Raw genomic sequence first — 14,406 nt, 5'->3', positions numbered from 1 at the left:
ATTCGCCGGGAGGTCGTGACAAGGGCGGCGACATTCCGCATGATCTTCAGATGGATATGAAAACCGCTCTCCGGGTGGTCCGGGCGATCATCGCGAATATCTCTCGCGCAGACCTCGGCCTCGCCGCGGCGGGCGTGGCGTTCTTCGGCATGTTCGCCGTGTTCCCGGCCATCGCCGCCGTGGTGGCGCTCTTCGGCATCCTCGCCGACCCGGTGGTGGTCGAGGATCAGTTCGAGCTTTGGCGTGATTTCATGCCCGAGGATGTGTTCCGCCTGCTCTACAGCCAGATCTCGCGGCTTCTTGCGGCGCAGAGCGACACGCTGGGCTGGGCAACCATCATCTCGGTTCTGCTGGCGCTATGGACATCGCGCGCCTCCGTCTCGGCCCTGATCATGGGGCTCAACGCAATTCACGGCGCGCCGGAGCGGACGGGCATGGCCCATATGATCCGCGTCATGGTGCTGACGAGCGGGCTGATCCTGCTGGCCATCTTCGCGCTGCTAGTGGTGGTCGTGGCGCCGCTGGTGCTGGCTATCCTTCCGCTGCCCCAGATTACCCAGCTCATCGCCGAGGGGGTGCGCTGGCTCGCAGGGGTGGCCATCGTCTTTATCGGGCTGGGGGCGCTCTACCGCTGGGGCCCGAACGTGCCCGGCGACCGGGCCTCCATCGCCAACCCGGGCACCTTCTTCGCGGTGCTCTGCGGCATTCTCGCCTCCACCGGCTTCTCGCTCTACCTCAGCAATTTCGGCCGCTACAACGAACTTTACGGCTCGATCGGGGCAGTCATGGCGCTGATGATGTGGCTCTACATCATGGCCCTCCTCGCCCTCGTGGGCAGCGCGGTGAACGTGGCGCTCAGGGCCGAGCGGCGGCGGCGGCGCGAGCTGAAGGCGGAGCGCATCGCCGCCCGCAAGGCCGAGCGAGAGGCCGCCCGGCGAGCCCGCGAACAGGAGCAGGAAGACGAGGCCAAGGCCAGCGCCGGCGAAGAGATGCAGATGCCCGACGAGGACATGCCCGACATCGGCCCCGGCGATCTGGAAAAGCCCGGCACCCTGCCGGATGAGGAGCGCCCGCCCAATGAGCGCCCGCCCGTCAGCGTGCATGACGACGACCCCGAGCGCCCCGGCCACGGCAGCTCGGTGCCCGAGCGCTAGAAGCCCTCAGCCAAGCAGCAGCACGTCTGGCAGGGCGAGGAGCGCCGGCAGAGTCGCCCGCTGGCCGGGCAGGGGCATCAGGCGAGGATCATCCGGCCGGCGACCAGCTGAAAGCGGCCGAGCACCAGTTGCCAGCCCGAGCTGTAGGAGGCCTGCGCCGTCACGCCGCCTGCGCCGAGCTGCTCGAAGCCGGAATGAACGAGGTGCACGATCGTGCCGGTGTCGGTGGGCGTGAAGGTCACCTCCACTTCCGTCGCCTCGTCCTCGCCGCGCCCGACATGCCAGCGGATGCCGAGCCGCTCGCCCGGCTGCCAGGTACTGATCTGCCCCCAGCTCGCCTGCGTGCCATCCGGCCTGGTCTCGCGGATCTGCCCGCCCTCGCGCGGCTCGACGCTGAGGCCGGCGGGCAATTCGCCCTCGCCGGCGGAGAGAGAATGTGTCTCGAGCGGCCACCAATCCTCCATCTTTTCGGTGAAAAGGCGGAAGGCGTCGCGCGGGCGCAGGGGCACGTGCACGCTGGTCTCCACCGGCGTCAGTTTCGCGGGCTGTTCAGTCATCGGGGTTCTCCTCGTTCGCTTTGGCGGCTCTTGCCTGCTCGGCGGCGCTGGCCGCGAAACAGGCGAAGGCATCGCTCCACAAGGTTTCGAAATAGGCACGCACCCGCGCGACCCCCTCGGGCGAGAGGGCATAGATGCGCCGTGTCCCCTCGGCCCGCACATCGACAAGGCCGGCGCCGGAGAGCACCTTGAGATGCTGCGACACGGCCGGGCGGCTGACGGGCAACCCCTCGGCGAGGGTGGCCACCGCCAGCGGACCGGCGCGCAGCCGCTCTACCAGCGCCCGGCGCGTCGGGTCGGCCAGAGCGGCGATGGCGGCATCGGCGGCCGGGGGAGGGGTTGAATCTGCGTAAGTCACGACTTACCGTAACGTTGGGCTAACCAATAGGCAAGTCCGGAGACCGCAGGTCTGCCTGCCGCTCCTCCCGCCCTTGAAGCTGCTTGGCCGCTTCTTTACATGGCCGATACTGTCCGGCCGCCGAAACGCCGGGGCGACCCCGCCCAAGGAGAAATCATGCAAGACCCTGTCGAGACCTACATGAACCTCGTGCCGATGGTCGTCGAACAGACGAGCCGGGGCGAACGCGCCTACGACATTTTCTCGCGCCTGCTGAAGGAGCGGATCATCTTTCTGAACGGCCCCGTGCATGACGGCATGAGCCAGCTTGTCGTGGCCCAGCTGCTGCACCTCGAGGCCGAGAACCCGAAAAAAGAGATCTCGATGTACATCAACAGCCCCGGCGGCGTGGTGACATCGGGCCTGTCGATCTACGATACGATGCAATACATCCGCCCGAAGGTTTCGACCCTCGTGGTGGGGCAGGCGGCCTCGATGGGCTCGCTCCTCTCCTGTGGCGGCGCGGCCGGCATGCGCTTCTCGCTGCCGAATTCGCGCATCATGGTTCACCAGCCGTCCGGCGGCTATCAGGGCCAGGCGACGGACATCATGATCCACGCGGCCGAGACGCAGAAGATCAAGGACAAGCTGATCGCGATCTACGCCAAGCACACCGGCCACTCGACCGAAGAGATCCACAAGGCTCTTGAGCGCGACAACTTCATGTCGCCCGAAGAGGCCAAGGAGTGGAACCACATCGACGAGATCCTCGAAAACCGTGGCGGCGCCGATGCCGACGCGCCGGTCAGCTGACGCAACGTCTTGCGCGCGCCCCTCTGCGGCGCGCGCCCAATAAAACAAGCAGGGCGAGCTTCACCTCGCCCTGCCATAGCTGCCCAAAGCCGCCGTCTCACAGCCCAGCGGCGGCATGGTCTCTTAACAATCATTTGTCATTGTGGACCCCAGCGCCCTGTTCTAGGCTTGAACAGAGCAGCCTAGGGCAGCAGTGAAGGGCCGAACCAGCCAGGGGATTCAACATGGCGAACGCAAGCGGCGGCGACAGTAAAAACACCCTCTATTGCAGCTTCTGCGGCAAGAGCCAGCACGAGGTCCGCAAGCTGATCGCCGGGCCGACGGTGTTCATCTGCGATGAATGCGTCGAGCTGTGTATGGACATCATTCGCGAGGAGCAGAAATCCTCGGGCCTGAAGAGCACCGATGGTGTGCCCAGCCCGCGCGACATCTGCGAAGTGCTCGACGATTACGTGATCGGCCAGATGCATGCCAAGCGCGTGCTCTCGGTCGCGGTGCACAACCACTACAAGCGGCTCAACCACGCCAGCAAATCGGCGGATATCGAGCTGGCGAAATCGAACATCCTGCTGATCGGCCCCACGGGCTGCGGCAAGACGCTGCTGGCCCAGACACTGGCGCGCATCCTCGATGTGCCCTTCACCATGGCCGACGCTACCACGCTGACGGAAGCGGGCTATGTGGGCGAGGATGTCGAGAACATCATCCTCAAGCTCCTGCAGGCCAGCGAGTACAACGTCGAGCGGGCGCAGCGCGGTATCGTCTACATCGACGAGGTCGACAAGATTACCCGCAAGTCCGACAACCCCTCCATCACCCGTGATGTGAGCGGCGAGGGCGTGCAGCAGGCCCTGCTGAAGATCATGGAAGGCACCGTCGCCTCCGTTCCGCCGCAGGGTGGGCGCAAGCATCCGCAGCAGGAGTTCCTGCAGGTCGACACGACGAACATCCTGTTCATCTGTGGCGGCGCCTTTGCGGGGCTCGACAAGATCATCTCGCAGCGCGGCAAGGGCAGCGCCATGGGCTTCGGTGCCGATGTGCGTGACCCCGAGGCGCGCGGCGTGGGCGAGGTGTTCAAAGAGCTTGAGCCAGAAGATCTGCTGAAGTTCGGCCTGATCCCCGAATTCGTCGGCCGTCTGCCGGTGATCGCGACGCTGGAAGACCTCGACGAGGCCGCTCTGGTGACCATCCTCACCCAGCCGAAGAATGCCCTGGTCAAGCAGTACCAGCGCCTGTTCGAGCTGGAGGATACTAAGCTCACCTTCACCGACGACGCGCTGTCGGCCATCGCCCGGCGCGCCATCGAGCGGAAGACCGGTGCGCGCGGCCTGCGCTCAATCATGGAAGATATCCTGCTGGATTCGATGTTCGAGCTGCCCAGCCTCAGCGACGTGAACGAAGTTGTCGTCAACGAAGAGTCGGTGGGCCCCGATGCCAAGCCGCTGATGATCTACGCCGACAGCAAGAAAGACTCGGCGAGTGTCGGCTGACGACCTGATGGACGGCCCCTCGGGGCTGTCCGAACCCATCCAGCGTATCCATAGCGGCGGCGCCTTCGAGGCGAAGATCGGCTATTGCCGCGCCGTGGTGGCTGCCGGTCTCGTGCATGTCAGCGGCACCACCGGCCCCGATGCCGATGGCAGCTTCCCCGATGACGTGGCCGCGCAATGCCGCAACGCCCTGGCCATCGTGGGCCGCGCGCTCGAAGAGGCGGGCAGCTCCTTCGCCAAGGCGGTGCGGGTCACCTACATCCTGCCCGATGCGAGCACCTTCGAGGCCTGCTGGCCGATCCTGGCGGAGACGTTCGGTGAGAATCCGCCGGCAGCCACGATGATCGAGGCGCGGCTGCTGACGCCGGCGATGAAGTTCGAGATCGAGCTGACCGCGCAGGCGTGACGAGCGGCGAAAGCGCGCCCTGCGCGCTGGACCTTCGCGCGCACATGCGGCATGACAGGCCCAACCAAGGCGCGAGGCGAACATGGGGCTCAAGACCTTTTTCATGAAGACGTTCACCTGGTGGAACGGCCAGACCTGGGGCACCCAGCTCTTCACGGCTCGCAAGGGCACGAAGGTTGGCGAAGATGCCGAGGGCAACGTCTATTACCGCAATGCCGACGATTCAAAGCGCTGGGTGATCTACAACGGCTATGCCGAGGCCACCCGAGTGGCCCCCGAATGGCACGGCTGGCTGCACCGGTCGTGGGATGAGACGCCAAGCGAGCGCCCGCTGATGCATCGCGAATGGGAAAAGCCGCACCTGCCCAACCTGACAGGCACGGCTGAGGCCTATGCGCCGCCCGGCTCGCTGCGCCGCGCGCCCGCTGAGCGCACCGATTACGAAAGCTGGAGCCCCGAGTAGGGCCATGCGCGAGTCGCCCGTAGAGGTGGCCACCGGCGCCCTGGTGCTGCTGGTCGCCGCAGGTTTCATCTGGTGGGGCGCGGGCCGCGTCTCTGACGGGGCGGGCAGTGATTACGCCGTCACCGCTTCGTTCCGCTCTGTCGAGGGCATCGCGCCCGGCACCGATGTGCGGATGGCCGGCGTTAAGATCGGCCGCGTTTCCGATCTCGAGCTCGACCCCGCCACCTTCCGTGCCGTGGCCGACCTGTCGCTCGACGGCGCAGTGCCGCTGCCCACCGATTCCACCGCCGTCATCGCGGCCGATGGCCTGCTCGGCGGTTCCTTCGTGGAGATCTTCCCCGGCGGCGATCTGGAGAACCTGGCCGACGGTGGCCAGATCACCGACACGCAGGGCGCCGTCAGCCTGCTGCAGCTGCTGATCACCTATATCGGCGGCGGAAGTTCGGAGACTCCATGAGCCTGCGTCTGCCTCTCGCTCTGTGCGCTGCTGCCGGACTGGCGCTCGCTTCCGCATCTGCCTCTGCCCAGCAGGTGGCCGAAGAGGCGCGCGGCGGGGTGGTACGCGTGCTCGACAAGATCACCGGCAGCGTGACGGATATCACCTTGATGGCCGGCGAGACGCAGGCCTTCGGGCACCTGTCGATCACGCTCGGCGAGTGCCGCTATCCCACGTCGAACCCCTCGGGCGATGCCTTCGCCTGGCTCGTAGTGCATTACCAGAATGCCGCCGAGCCAGTGTTTCGCGGCTGGATGATCGCCTCCGCCCCGGCCCTCAACCCGATGGATCACCCGCGCTACGACGTCTGGCCGCTGAGCTGCCTGACGGATGGCGCCGCGCCGCCGCCGGAAGAAGAACCGCTCAGCGAATAGCGCCTGTCAGAGGCCCCAGCGCTGGCGGTGGCATCCCCTCTGCCTTTCCGCGGAAATGCGCATTCACGCGCAGAGCGACGTCGAGCCGGCGACGGTAGACCATGCGCGGGATCTCGACCGCGCCGAGGCTGGCGAGGTGGGGCGTAAGGAACTGCGTGTCGAACAGCGAGAAACCGTCGCGACGCAGCCGCTCGGTCAGATGGGCGAGGGCGAGCTTCGAGGCATCCGTCACCCGGCTGAACATGCTCTCGCCGAACCACGCGCCGCCCAGCACCACGCCATAGGTGCCGCCCACCAGCCGGCCCTCCTGCCAGACTTCGACGGAATGGCAATGGCCCGCCTCGTGCAGGGCGCCGTAGGCCTGAGCGATCTCGGTATTGATCCAGGTGGAGGGCCGGTCGGCGCAGCCTGCGAGCACGCCCTCGAAGTCGCGATCCGACGTCACCTCATAGGCGCCGCGGCGGATGCGGCGCCCGAGCGAGCGCGAGACGTGGAAGCCGTTCAGCGGGATCACGCCGCGAAAGCGCGGGTCGACCCAGAAGATCTCCGGGTCGTCCTGGCCTTCCGACATCGGGAAGATGCCGGCCGCATAGGCGCCGAGCAGCCGTTCGGCACTCAGGCGGATTGGAGCGCCTCTGCCAGCCACTTCTCGAGCCAATGGATCGAATAATTGCCCGTCTGGATGTCTTCATTCTCCAGGAGGGCATGGAACAGCGGCACCGTGGTATCGACACCGTCAACGATCAGCTCACCCAGCGCCCGGCCCAGCCGCGCCAGCGCCTCGGGGCGGTCGCGGCCATGCACGATGAGCTTGGCGATGAGCGAATCGTAATAGGGCGGGATGCGGTAGCCGTCGTAGAGCGCGCTATCCATCCGCACGCCCAGCCCGCCGGGTGCGTGGTACTGCGTGATCTGGCCGGGGCAGGGCGAGAAGCTCGGCACCTTCTCAGCGTTGATGCGCACCTCGATGGCATGGCCGCGGATGGCCAGATCGTCCTGCGTGAAGCTCATCGCTTCGCCGGCAGCGACGCGGATCTGCTCGCGCACGAGGTCAACGCCGAAGATCGCCTCGGTCACCGGATGCTCGACCTGCAGGCGGGTGTTCATCTCGATGAAGTAGAACTCGTCGTTCTCGAAGAGAAACTCGATCGTGCCCGCGCCGGAATAGCCGATCTTCGCCACGGCATCGGCGCAGACCTTGCCGATGCGGGCGCGCTGCTCTTCGGTGATGGCGGGGCCGGGGGCCTCTTCCAGTACCTTCTGGTGGCGGCGCTGCAGCGAGCAGTCGCGCTCGCCAAGGTGCACGGCCTTGCCCTTGCCATCGCCGAAGACCTGAATCTCGATATGGCGCGGCGTGGTAAGGTACTTCTCGATATAGACTTCGTCGTTGCCGAAGGCGGCCTTCGCCTCTGACCGGGCGTTCTGGAAGGCCCGCTCGATCTCGCTGGCGTTATTGGCGACCTTCATGCCGCGTCCGCCGCCGCCGGCGGTGGCCTTGATGATGACCGGGTAGCCGATCTCGCCGGCGATGCGCGCGGCATCAACCGCTGTGGGCACGCCGCCATCAGAGCCGGGCACGCAGGGCACGCCGAGGGCCTTCATCGTGTCTTTCGCGGTGATCTTGTCGCCCATGATGCGGATATGCTCCGCCTTGGGGCCGATGAAGGTGAGGCCGTGATCCTCGACCGCCTGCACGAAGGCGGCGTTCTCGCTGAGGAAGCCGTAGCCGGGGTGGATCGCCTGCGCCCCCGTCACCTCGCAGGCCGACAGGATCGCCGGGAAAGAGAGGTAGCTGGCGGAAGAGGGCGGCGGGCCGATGCAGATGGCCTCGTCGGCCATGCGCACATGCATCGCGTCGGCATCGGCGGTGGAATGCACGGCGACGGAGCGGATGCCCATCTCGCGCGCCGCCCGCACCACACGCAGCGCGATCTCGCCGCGGTTGGCAATGAGGATCTTGTCGAACATGGGGTGAGCCTTATTCGATGATCATCAGGGGGGCGCCGTATTCGACGGGCGAGCCGTCTTCGACGAGGATACGCGTGACCTTGCCCGAGCGGGGGGCCGGGATGTTGTTCATCGTCTTCATGGCTTCGATGATGAGGACGGTGTCGCCCTCCTTCACCTGCGCGCCGACAGAGACGAAGGGCGCGGCGCCGGGCTCGCCCTGCATATAGGCCGTGCCGACCATCGGCGAGCTGACGACGCCGGGGTGGTTCGACACATCGTCCTCGGCGCTTTGCGCGGCGGCGCTGGGGCCCGGTTGAGCGGTTGTCATGGGCGCGGCAGCGGGGGCCGGCGGGGCGGCAGCTGCGGCCGGCGGCGGGGCAACCTGCATATGGCGAGAGACCCGGACGTTCAGGCTGTCATTCTCGCCATAGTCGCGCTTGACCTGCAGTTCGGTCAGGTCGTTGGCGCGCAGAAGCTCTGCCAGGGAGCGGATAAAATCCACATCACCTTCGTGCCGGTCATTGTCGCTCATAAATCCCTCGCGGCGTTGCTTACTGCCTGTTCCCCCGGTGGCGCCTGCCCCAGGGTTCGACTGGTGTATACGCCATCAGGATTAGGGTGGAAAGCAGGGCATTCCTGCCCTGGCGCGGCGGGAAGAGCGGCGGCGGAAGCTTGCTAGGCGTCGCCGCTTTCATCCTCTGGCGGCGGGGTGCTCTCGAAAGCGAGGTCCTCCTCTGGTGTGGCAGCCACCTCTCGGGCGCCGGCGCGGGCGGCAGCAGCCTCTTCCGAGGCATCGGCGCGTTCCTGGCGGGCGACGCTCAGGCGCGCTTCTGCGGCCTCTGCGCGGGCATCGGCCTTGTCGGCGCTGCGCTCGGCCTGCGCTTCGGCCTCTGCCTTGGCGGCGGCGGCGCGCTGACGGGCCTCGGCATCGGGCAGCATCGAGATGCCGAAGGGCTTGAGCACCCGCTCCGGCGCTTCGACCGGGCGGGCCGTCTCCAACCCTTCCAGGCGGGCACGGGCGACGGCGCCGGCCTCTGTCGTGGCGGGCACGGTGGTGGCAGCAGGCGGGGCGGCGACGATCGGCAGCGGCTGCGGGGCGCCTTTGGCGATGACGGCAGCATCGGCGGTGGGGCGCAGATCGGCGATCGGCTGGGGCGCCGATTGGCCACCCTGCGGCGGCACGCCCTGTAAAGCGGACAGGTCCATGGGGGCCTCCTTTCGCTGGAGTGTCCATGGAGAGAGCTTGGCGCCGCGAGCATGAACGAGCCGTTAAGGCGTGCGGCGATTCTGCCGCAATGGTTAACGACCCCTTAGGCGATTGAACCGGAGCTGCCCCTGCCTGCACCTTTGTCGAAAGGAGAGTGCAAGCCGATGGCGACGACGGATCAGGAACGGGCGCTGAGTGCCTATCTCGTGGCCGCCGCGCGCACGGGCGACAGGGCGGCGATGGACCGGCTGGTCCGGCTCTGGTCACCCCGCCTGATGGCACATGCCGCCCGGCTGCTGGGCGAGCGAGAAGAGGCGCGCGATGCCGTACAGGACGCCTGGGCCGAGATCCTGCGCGCCCTGCCGGCCCTGCGCGACGATGCGGCATTCCTGCCATTCGCGCTTCGCATCACGGGCCGGCGGGTTGGCCGAATCATCGCGGGTCGCCAACGCCGCCGGGCCGTGGCGTCAGAGGCGTCGGCCCAGGCGCTGGCGCTGCCGGCCATCGACAGCGGCGTTGCGGGCGAGGGCGCCAGCGATGCCGCCCGCGTGCGCCTGGCGCTGCAGGCGCTGCCGCCCGAGCACCGGGCGACGATGGCGCTGTTCTACCTGGAGGATCTGACCGTCGCGGATGTCGCGGCGGCGATGGATGTGCCGTTGGGCACGATCAAGACGCGGCTGATGCATGCGCGCGCCAAGATGCGCGTGCTGCTGGAGCCGCAGCAGAAGGAGCAAGACGATGTCGAAGATTGACGATCTGATCCGCGAGGCGCTGGAGGGCGAAGACCGTCAGCTCCTGCGCGAGACCGAAGAGGCGGGCTGGTTCACGCTCGCTTTCGGTCTGTTTCGCAGCCCGATCGGCTGGGTGACCTGGGTTCTGCTGGTGGTGCAAACCGTGATGTTCGTGGCCGGCGCGGTTTGCGCCTTCCGCTTCTTTCAGGCGGAGGACGGGCTGGCGGCGCTCAGATGGGGCCTGTCGGGCACGGTGCTGTGGCTGATGGCGCTGCAGCTGAAACTCTCGCTCATGCCGCAGATCCAGGCTGACCGGGTGATCCGCGAGCTGCGCAAGCTGGAGCTGCTGCTCGCCCGCAAGGAGTGAGGAGGGCCGCCGCTCAGCCCAGCCGCTTGAAGAAGAAATGCCGCGCGTGGCCCTCGAAATACTCCGGGATGCGCCCGGCCTCTTCATAGCCCTCGCGCTGGTAGAAGCCCGGCGCCTGGAAGGTGAAGGTATCGAGCCAGATGCCGGTCAGGCCGCGCGAGCGAGCCTCTTCCTCCATCGCGGCCATGAGCTTCTGCCCCACGCCCTTGCCGCGGCGGCCATCGGCCACGGCCAGTAGCTTCACGAACACCCAGGCCTTGCCGTAGCTGGCATTCAGCCCGCCGGCCCAATCCTCGCCATCCCAGGCCTCGAACACGACCTCTTCGCTGTCGAACGAGATGCCTTTGGCAGCGGCATGGCTGTCGAGCGCTTCGAGGATGCGCATCACGGGCGCAGCGGGGTCTGCGCCACCGGGAAGGGTGGTGCGGCGGATGTCGATCATGGGAGAGGCCTTGAACTTGGGCCGCCGCTACCGGCGAACCGGCAGCGGCGGGGAGGGCCGGCCGAGGAGGCGACCGGCGTCATGAGCCGAGGCGTTAGCCCCGGTTCATCCTGTTGTCGATCAGGTCGTCCACCACAGAGGGGTCGGCCAGTGTCGACGTGTCTCCCAAAGAGCCGTAATCGTTTTCGGCAATCTTGCGCAAGATGCGGCGCATGATCTTTCCCGAGCGTGTCTTGGGAAGCCCAGGTGCCCATTGCAGCAGATCGGGCTTGGCGATCGGCCCGATCTCGGTGCGCACCCAGGCCTCAAGCTCGCGGCGCAGCTCGTCCGACGGCTCGACATCGTTCATCAGGGTCACATAAGCATAGATGCCCTGTCCCTTGATTTCATGGGGATATCCAACCACGGCGGCCTCGGCGACCTTCTGGTGGGCCACAAGCGCGCTTTCCACCTCTGCCGTGCCCATGCGGTGGCCCGAGACGTTGATGACGTCATCGACGCGGCCGGTGATCCAATAGTAGCCATCCTCGTCGCGGCGGCAGCCGTCGCCCGAAAAATAATAGCCCTTGTACTGCTGGAAGTAGGTCGACTCGAAACGCTCGTGGTCGCCCCAGACGGTGCGCATCTGGCCGGGCCAGCTATCCTTGATGGCGAGCACGCCCTCGGCGGGGTTGCCCTCCACCACCTTGCCGCTCTCTGCCTCCAGCACCACGGGCTGCACGCCGAAAAAGGGCAGGGTGGCCGAGCCGGGCTTGGTGGGCGTGGCGCCGGGCAGGGGGGTGATCATGTGACCCCCGGTTTCCGTCTGCCACCAGGTGTCGACGATGGGCAGGTTCCCCTTGCCGACATGGGTGTTGTACCAGGCCCAGGCCTCTGGGTTGATGGGCTCGCCGACGGTGCCCAGCACTTTGAGCGAGGAGAGGTCGGAGCCTTCCACGAACTTCGGGCCCTGGCCCATCAGCGCGCGGATGGCGGTGGGGGCGGTGTAGAACTGGGTGACCTTGTGCTTCTCGATGATCTGCCAGAAGCGGCTGGCATCGGGGTAGGTGGGCACGCCCTCGAACATCAGCGTCGTCGCGCCGTTCGCGAGGGGGCCGTAGAGGATGTAGGTGTGCCCGGTGACCCAGCCGACATCGGCGCCGCACCAGAAGACGTCTCCGTCGTGGTAGTCGAAGGTGTATTGCTGCGTCATCGCGGCATAGACGAGGTAGCCGCCGGAGGAATGCACCACGCCCTTGGGTTTGCCGGTGGAGCCGGAGGTATAGAGGATGAACAGCGGGTCCTCCGCGTTCATCGGGCGGGCGGGGCAATCGGGGGCCACCGTCTCCATCATTGCTTTAACGTCGACATCGCGCCCGTCGATCCAGGTGGTCTGGTCGCCGGTGTGCTTGACGACGAGGCAGCGCACCTTGTCGGAGCAGTGCAGCAGGGCGGCGTCGGTGTTCGACTTCAGCGCCGTCTTCTTGCCGCCGCGGGGCGCCGTGTCGGCTGTGATCACGAGCTTGGCGCCGCAATCGTTGATCCGGTTGGCGAGCGCGTCCGGCGAGAAGCCCGCGAAGACGACGGAATGGATGGCGCCGATCCGCGCGCAGGCGAGCATGGCATAGGCCGCCTCGGGGATCATCGGCAGGTAGATGATCACCCGGTCGCCACGCATCACGCCCTGACTGAGCAGGACATTGGCGAAACGGCAGACTTTCTCGTGCAGCTCCCGGTAGGAGATGTGCTGCACCTCGCCGTCCGGCTCGTCGGGCTCGAAGATGATCGCGGTCTGGTCGGCCCGCGTCTCCAGATGGCGGTCGATGCAATTGGCGGCGACGTTGAGAACGCCGTCTTCGTACCATTTGATCGAGACATTGCCGAAGTCGAAGTTGGTGTTCTTCACCTTGGTGTAGGGCTCGATCCAGTCGAGCCGCTTGCCGTGCTCGCCCCAGAACGCCTCGGGGTCGTTCACCGAGGCCGCGTACATCTCGTCGTAGCGGGCCTTGTCGACATGCGCGCCGGCCGTCATCTCCGCCGAGGGGGCGAAGGTCCTGCCCGCCACCTTGTCACCGTCTGCCATGTTGTCCTCCCGTATCAGATGGCCAGATACTGGGCCCTCAGGCCCTCGTCATCCAGCACGTCCTGCGCCGATCCGTCGAACACCACCTGCCCGGTGTCAAGGATCACCGCGCGGTCGGCGAGCTTCAAGGCGGCGATGGCGTTCTGCTCGACGATGATCGTGGTAATGCCCTGATCGCGGATCAGCTCCAGCGTTTTCGCGATTTCCTGCACGATCACGGGGGCGAGGCCCTCGTAGGGTTCATCGAGGAGCAACACCTTGATATCGCGCGCCAAAGCCCGGGCGATGGCCAGCATCTGCTGCTCGCCGCCCGAGAGGGTGACACCCTCCTGGCTGCGGCGCTCGCCGAGGCGTGGGAAGAGTTCGTAAATGCGCTCCAGCGACCAGCCGATGGGCGGTGCGATCTGCGCGAGCTTGAGGTTCTCCTCCACCGTCAGGCCGGAAATGATGCGCCTGTCCTCCGGCACCAGCGCGATGCCCTTTTGCGCGGCCTGATGCGCCCGCATCTTGTGCAGGGGCTCGTGGTCGAGCCAGATCTCGCCGTGCTTCAGGCTCGGGTTGCCGAGCCGGGCGATGGTGCGCAGCGTCGACGTCTTGCCGGCGCCGTTGCGGCCGAGGAGGGCGAGGATCTCGCCCTCGTGGATGTCGAAGGACACCCCCTGCACGATGTAGCTCTCGCCGTAATAGGCCTGGATATCCCAGACGGAGAGGAACTTCGGCGCCGTCGCGGCCATGTTGCGGCTCTTGTCGAAGGGCTCGGGGCCCTTGAGATGCTCGACGTGGGTCATGTGTTGTTCCTCACACCTGTGCTTCGCCGAGATACGCTTCGCGCACCTTGGGATGGCCCTTGATGTTCTCGGGCGTGTCCTCGACCAGCGGCGTGCCCTGCGCGAGCACGGTGATGCGCTCGGCGAGGGAGAAGACGACGTGCATGTCGTGCTCGATGATCGCCATGGTGATCGGGCGCGTTTCCTTGATCTCTTTCAGCAGATCGATGGTGTTGTTGGTATCCGCCCGCGCCATGCCGGCCGTCGGCTCGTCGAGGAGGAGGAGCTTGGGCTGCTGGACGAGGCACATCGCCATCTCCAGCCGCCGCTTGTCCCCCCGGCTGAGCGAGCCGGCGTGGAGGTTGCGCTTGTCGGCCATGTTGACGTCCGCGAGGATCTGCTCCGCCTCCTCGTTGATCGTGCCCTCGTGGGCGACGCTCTCGAAGGCATGCATCCGGAAGGCGCCGTCGCGGCGGGCGAAGCAGGGGATCAGCACGTTCTCCAGCACCGAGAGGTCGGTGAAGATCTCCGGCGTCTGGAAGACGCGGGAGATGCCCATCTGGTTGATCTCATGGGGTTTCCTCCCCAGCACCGACTTGCCGTCGAACATGACGGAGCCGGTGTCGGGCCGCAGCTTGCCGACGAGCACGTTGAGCAGCGTCGACTTGCCCGCGCCGTTCGGCCCGATGATGGCGTGGACTGTACCCTCCTGCACGGAGAGGTTGACGTCCTGCAGCGCCTTGAGGCCGCCGAAGTTCTTGTTGACGCCTTTGACTTCGAGAATGCCCAT

General features: G+C 66.6%; 19 protein-coding genes. 9 read left to right on the top strand and 10 right to left on the bottom strand.

The window, feature by feature from the left end:
- Positions 1-56: 56 nt before the first annotated feature.
- On the top strand, positions 57-1,154 hold the full coding sequence (locus tag ACXN5S_RS06550; protein WP_458604598.1) for a YihY/virulence factor BrkB family protein: 1,098 nt from the start codon (positions 57-59) through the stop codon (positions 1,152-1,154).
- Between the two features lie 77 nt (positions 1,155-1,231).
- Here ACXN5S_RS06550 and ACXN5S_RS06545 read toward each other — a convergent pair whose 3' ends face one another.
- Both ACXN5S_RS06545 and ACXN5S_RS06540 read right to left on the bottom strand, forming a co-directional pair.
- Positions 1,232-1,711: an SRPBCC domain-containing protein gene (locus ACXN5S_RS06545; RefSeq protein ID WP_458604597.1), complete on the bottom strand. Its 480-nt coding sequence runs from the start codon at positions 1,709-1,711 to the stop codon at positions 1,232-1,234.
- Positions 1,704-2,069: an ArsR/SmtB family transcription factor gene (locus ACXN5S_RS06540; protein ID WP_458604596.1), complete on the bottom strand. Its 366-nt coding sequence runs from the start codon at positions 2,067-2,069 to the stop codon at positions 1,704-1,706. The genes ACXN5S_RS06545 and ACXN5S_RS06540 overlap by 8 nt, the downstream gene beginning before the upstream one ends.
- Before the next feature lie 156 nt (positions 2,070-2,225).
- Here ACXN5S_RS06540 and ACXN5S_RS06535 point away from each other — a divergent pair, with 156 nt between their 5' ends.
- The 6 genes from ACXN5S_RS06535 (at position 2,226) to ACXN5S_RS06510 (ending at position 6,090) form a co-directional block, all read left to right on the top strand.
- On the top strand, positions 2,226-2,861 hold the full coding sequence (locus ACXN5S_RS06535) for an ATP-dependent Clp protease proteolytic subunit (RefSeq protein ID WP_458604595.1): 636 nt from the start codon (positions 2,226-2,228) through the stop codon (positions 2,859-2,861).
- Positions 2,862-3,085: 224 nt separating this feature from the next.
- Complete coding sequence (clpX, locus tag ACXN5S_RS06530; RefSeq protein WP_458604594.1) at positions 3,086-4,351, top strand: ATP-dependent Clp protease ATP-binding subunit ClpX; 1,266 nt, start codon at positions 3,086-3,088, stop codon at positions 4,349-4,351.
- 7 nt (positions 4,352-4,358) lie between these two features.
- Positions 4,359-4,757: a RidA family protein gene (locus tag ACXN5S_RS06525; protein WP_458604793.1), complete on the top strand. Its 399-nt coding sequence runs from the start codon at positions 4,359-4,361 to the stop codon at positions 4,755-4,757.
- A gap of 82 nt (positions 4,758-4,839) precedes the next feature.
- On the top strand, positions 4,840-5,220 hold the full coding sequence (locus tag ACXN5S_RS06520) for an NADH:ubiquinone oxidoreductase subunit NDUFA12 (RefSeq protein WP_458604593.1): 381 nt from the start codon (positions 4,840-4,842) through the stop codon (positions 5,218-5,220).
- Between the two features lie 4 nt (positions 5,221-5,224).
- Entirely contained in the window at positions 5,225-5,677 is a 453-nt protein-coding gene (gene mlaD / locus ACXN5S_RS06515; RefSeq protein WP_458604592.1) for an outer membrane lipid asymmetry maintenance protein MlaD, read from the top strand.
- A complete protein-coding gene (locus ACXN5S_RS06510) occupies positions 5,674-6,090 on the top strand; it encodes a DUF2155 domain-containing protein (RefSeq protein WP_458604591.1) in 417 nt (138 codons plus the stop codon). Before mlaD ends, ACXN5S_RS06510 begins: the two co-directional genes overlap by 4 nt.
- Here the strand turns inward: ACXN5S_RS06510 and aat are convergent.
- From aat to ACXN5S_RS06490, 4 genes are all read right to left on the bottom strand, one after another.
- A complete protein-coding gene (aat, locus tag ACXN5S_RS06505) occupies positions 6,080-6,661 on the bottom strand; it encodes a leucyl/phenylalanyl-tRNA--protein transferase (RefSeq protein ID WP_458604792.1) in 582 nt (193 codons plus the stop codon). The genes ACXN5S_RS06510 and aat overlap by 11 nt on opposite strands.
- Positions 6,662-6,705: 44 nt before the next feature.
- Complete coding sequence (gene accC, locus ACXN5S_RS06500; RefSeq protein ID WP_458604590.1) at positions 6,706-8,058, bottom strand: acetyl-CoA carboxylase biotin carboxylase subunit; 1,353 nt, start codon at positions 8,056-8,058, stop codon at positions 6,706-6,708.
- A gap of 10 nt (positions 8,059-8,068) precedes the next feature.
- A complete protein-coding gene (gene accB, locus ACXN5S_RS06495; RefSeq protein WP_458604589.1) occupies positions 8,069-8,572 on the bottom strand; it encodes an acetyl-CoA carboxylase biotin carboxyl carrier protein in 504 nt (167 codons plus the stop codon).
- A gap of 143 nt (positions 8,573-8,715) precedes the next feature.
- Positions 8,716-9,246, bottom strand: a complete 531-nt coding sequence (locus ACXN5S_RS06490) for a hypothetical protein (RefSeq protein WP_458604588.1) — start codon at positions 9,244-9,246, stop codon at positions 8,716-8,718.
- Positions 9,247-9,411: 165 nt separating this feature from the next.
- On the opposite strand from ACXN5S_RS06490, the gene ACXN5S_RS06485 reads away from it, so the two are divergent.
- Together ACXN5S_RS06485 and ACXN5S_RS06480 are read left to right on the top strand one after the other, a co-directional pair.
- Positions 9,412-9,999, top strand: a complete 588-nt coding sequence (locus ACXN5S_RS06485; protein WP_458604587.1) for an RNA polymerase sigma factor — start codon at positions 9,412-9,414, stop codon at positions 9,997-9,999.
- Complete coding sequence (locus ACXN5S_RS06480; RefSeq protein WP_458604586.1) at positions 9,986-10,345, top strand: DUF6768 family protein; 360 nt, start codon at positions 9,986-9,988, stop codon at positions 10,343-10,345. Before ACXN5S_RS06485 ends, ACXN5S_RS06480 begins: the two co-directional genes overlap by 14 nt.
- Positions 10,346-10,358: 13 nt before the next feature.
- Here ACXN5S_RS06480 and ACXN5S_RS06475 read toward each other — a convergent pair whose 3' ends face one another.
- The 4 genes from ACXN5S_RS06475 to ACXN5S_RS06460 form a co-directional block, all read right to left on the bottom strand.
- A complete protein-coding gene (locus ACXN5S_RS06475) occupies positions 10,359-10,787 on the bottom strand; it encodes a GNAT family N-acetyltransferase (RefSeq protein ID WP_458604585.1) in 429 nt (142 codons plus the stop codon).
- 94 nt (positions 10,788-10,881) lie between these two features.
- Positions 10,882-12,849: an acetate--CoA ligase gene (gene acs, locus ACXN5S_RS06470; RefSeq protein ID WP_458604584.1), complete on the bottom strand. Its 1,968-nt coding sequence runs from the start codon at positions 12,847-12,849 to the stop codon at positions 10,882-10,884.
- 14 nt (positions 12,850-12,863) lie between these two features.
- Entirely contained in the window at positions 12,864-13,637 is a 774-nt protein-coding gene (locus ACXN5S_RS06465; RefSeq protein WP_458604583.1) for an ABC transporter ATP-binding protein, read from the bottom strand.
- Between the two features lie 10 nt (positions 13,638-13,647).
- Complete coding sequence (locus tag ACXN5S_RS06460; RefSeq protein WP_163891938.1) at positions 13,648-14,406, bottom strand: ABC transporter ATP-binding protein; 759 nt, start codon at positions 14,404-14,406, stop codon at positions 13,648-13,650.

The organism is Pseudoroseicyclus sp. H15 (assembly GCF_054353345.1).
This window is presented reverse-complemented; position numbering and strand designations above follow the sequence as displayed.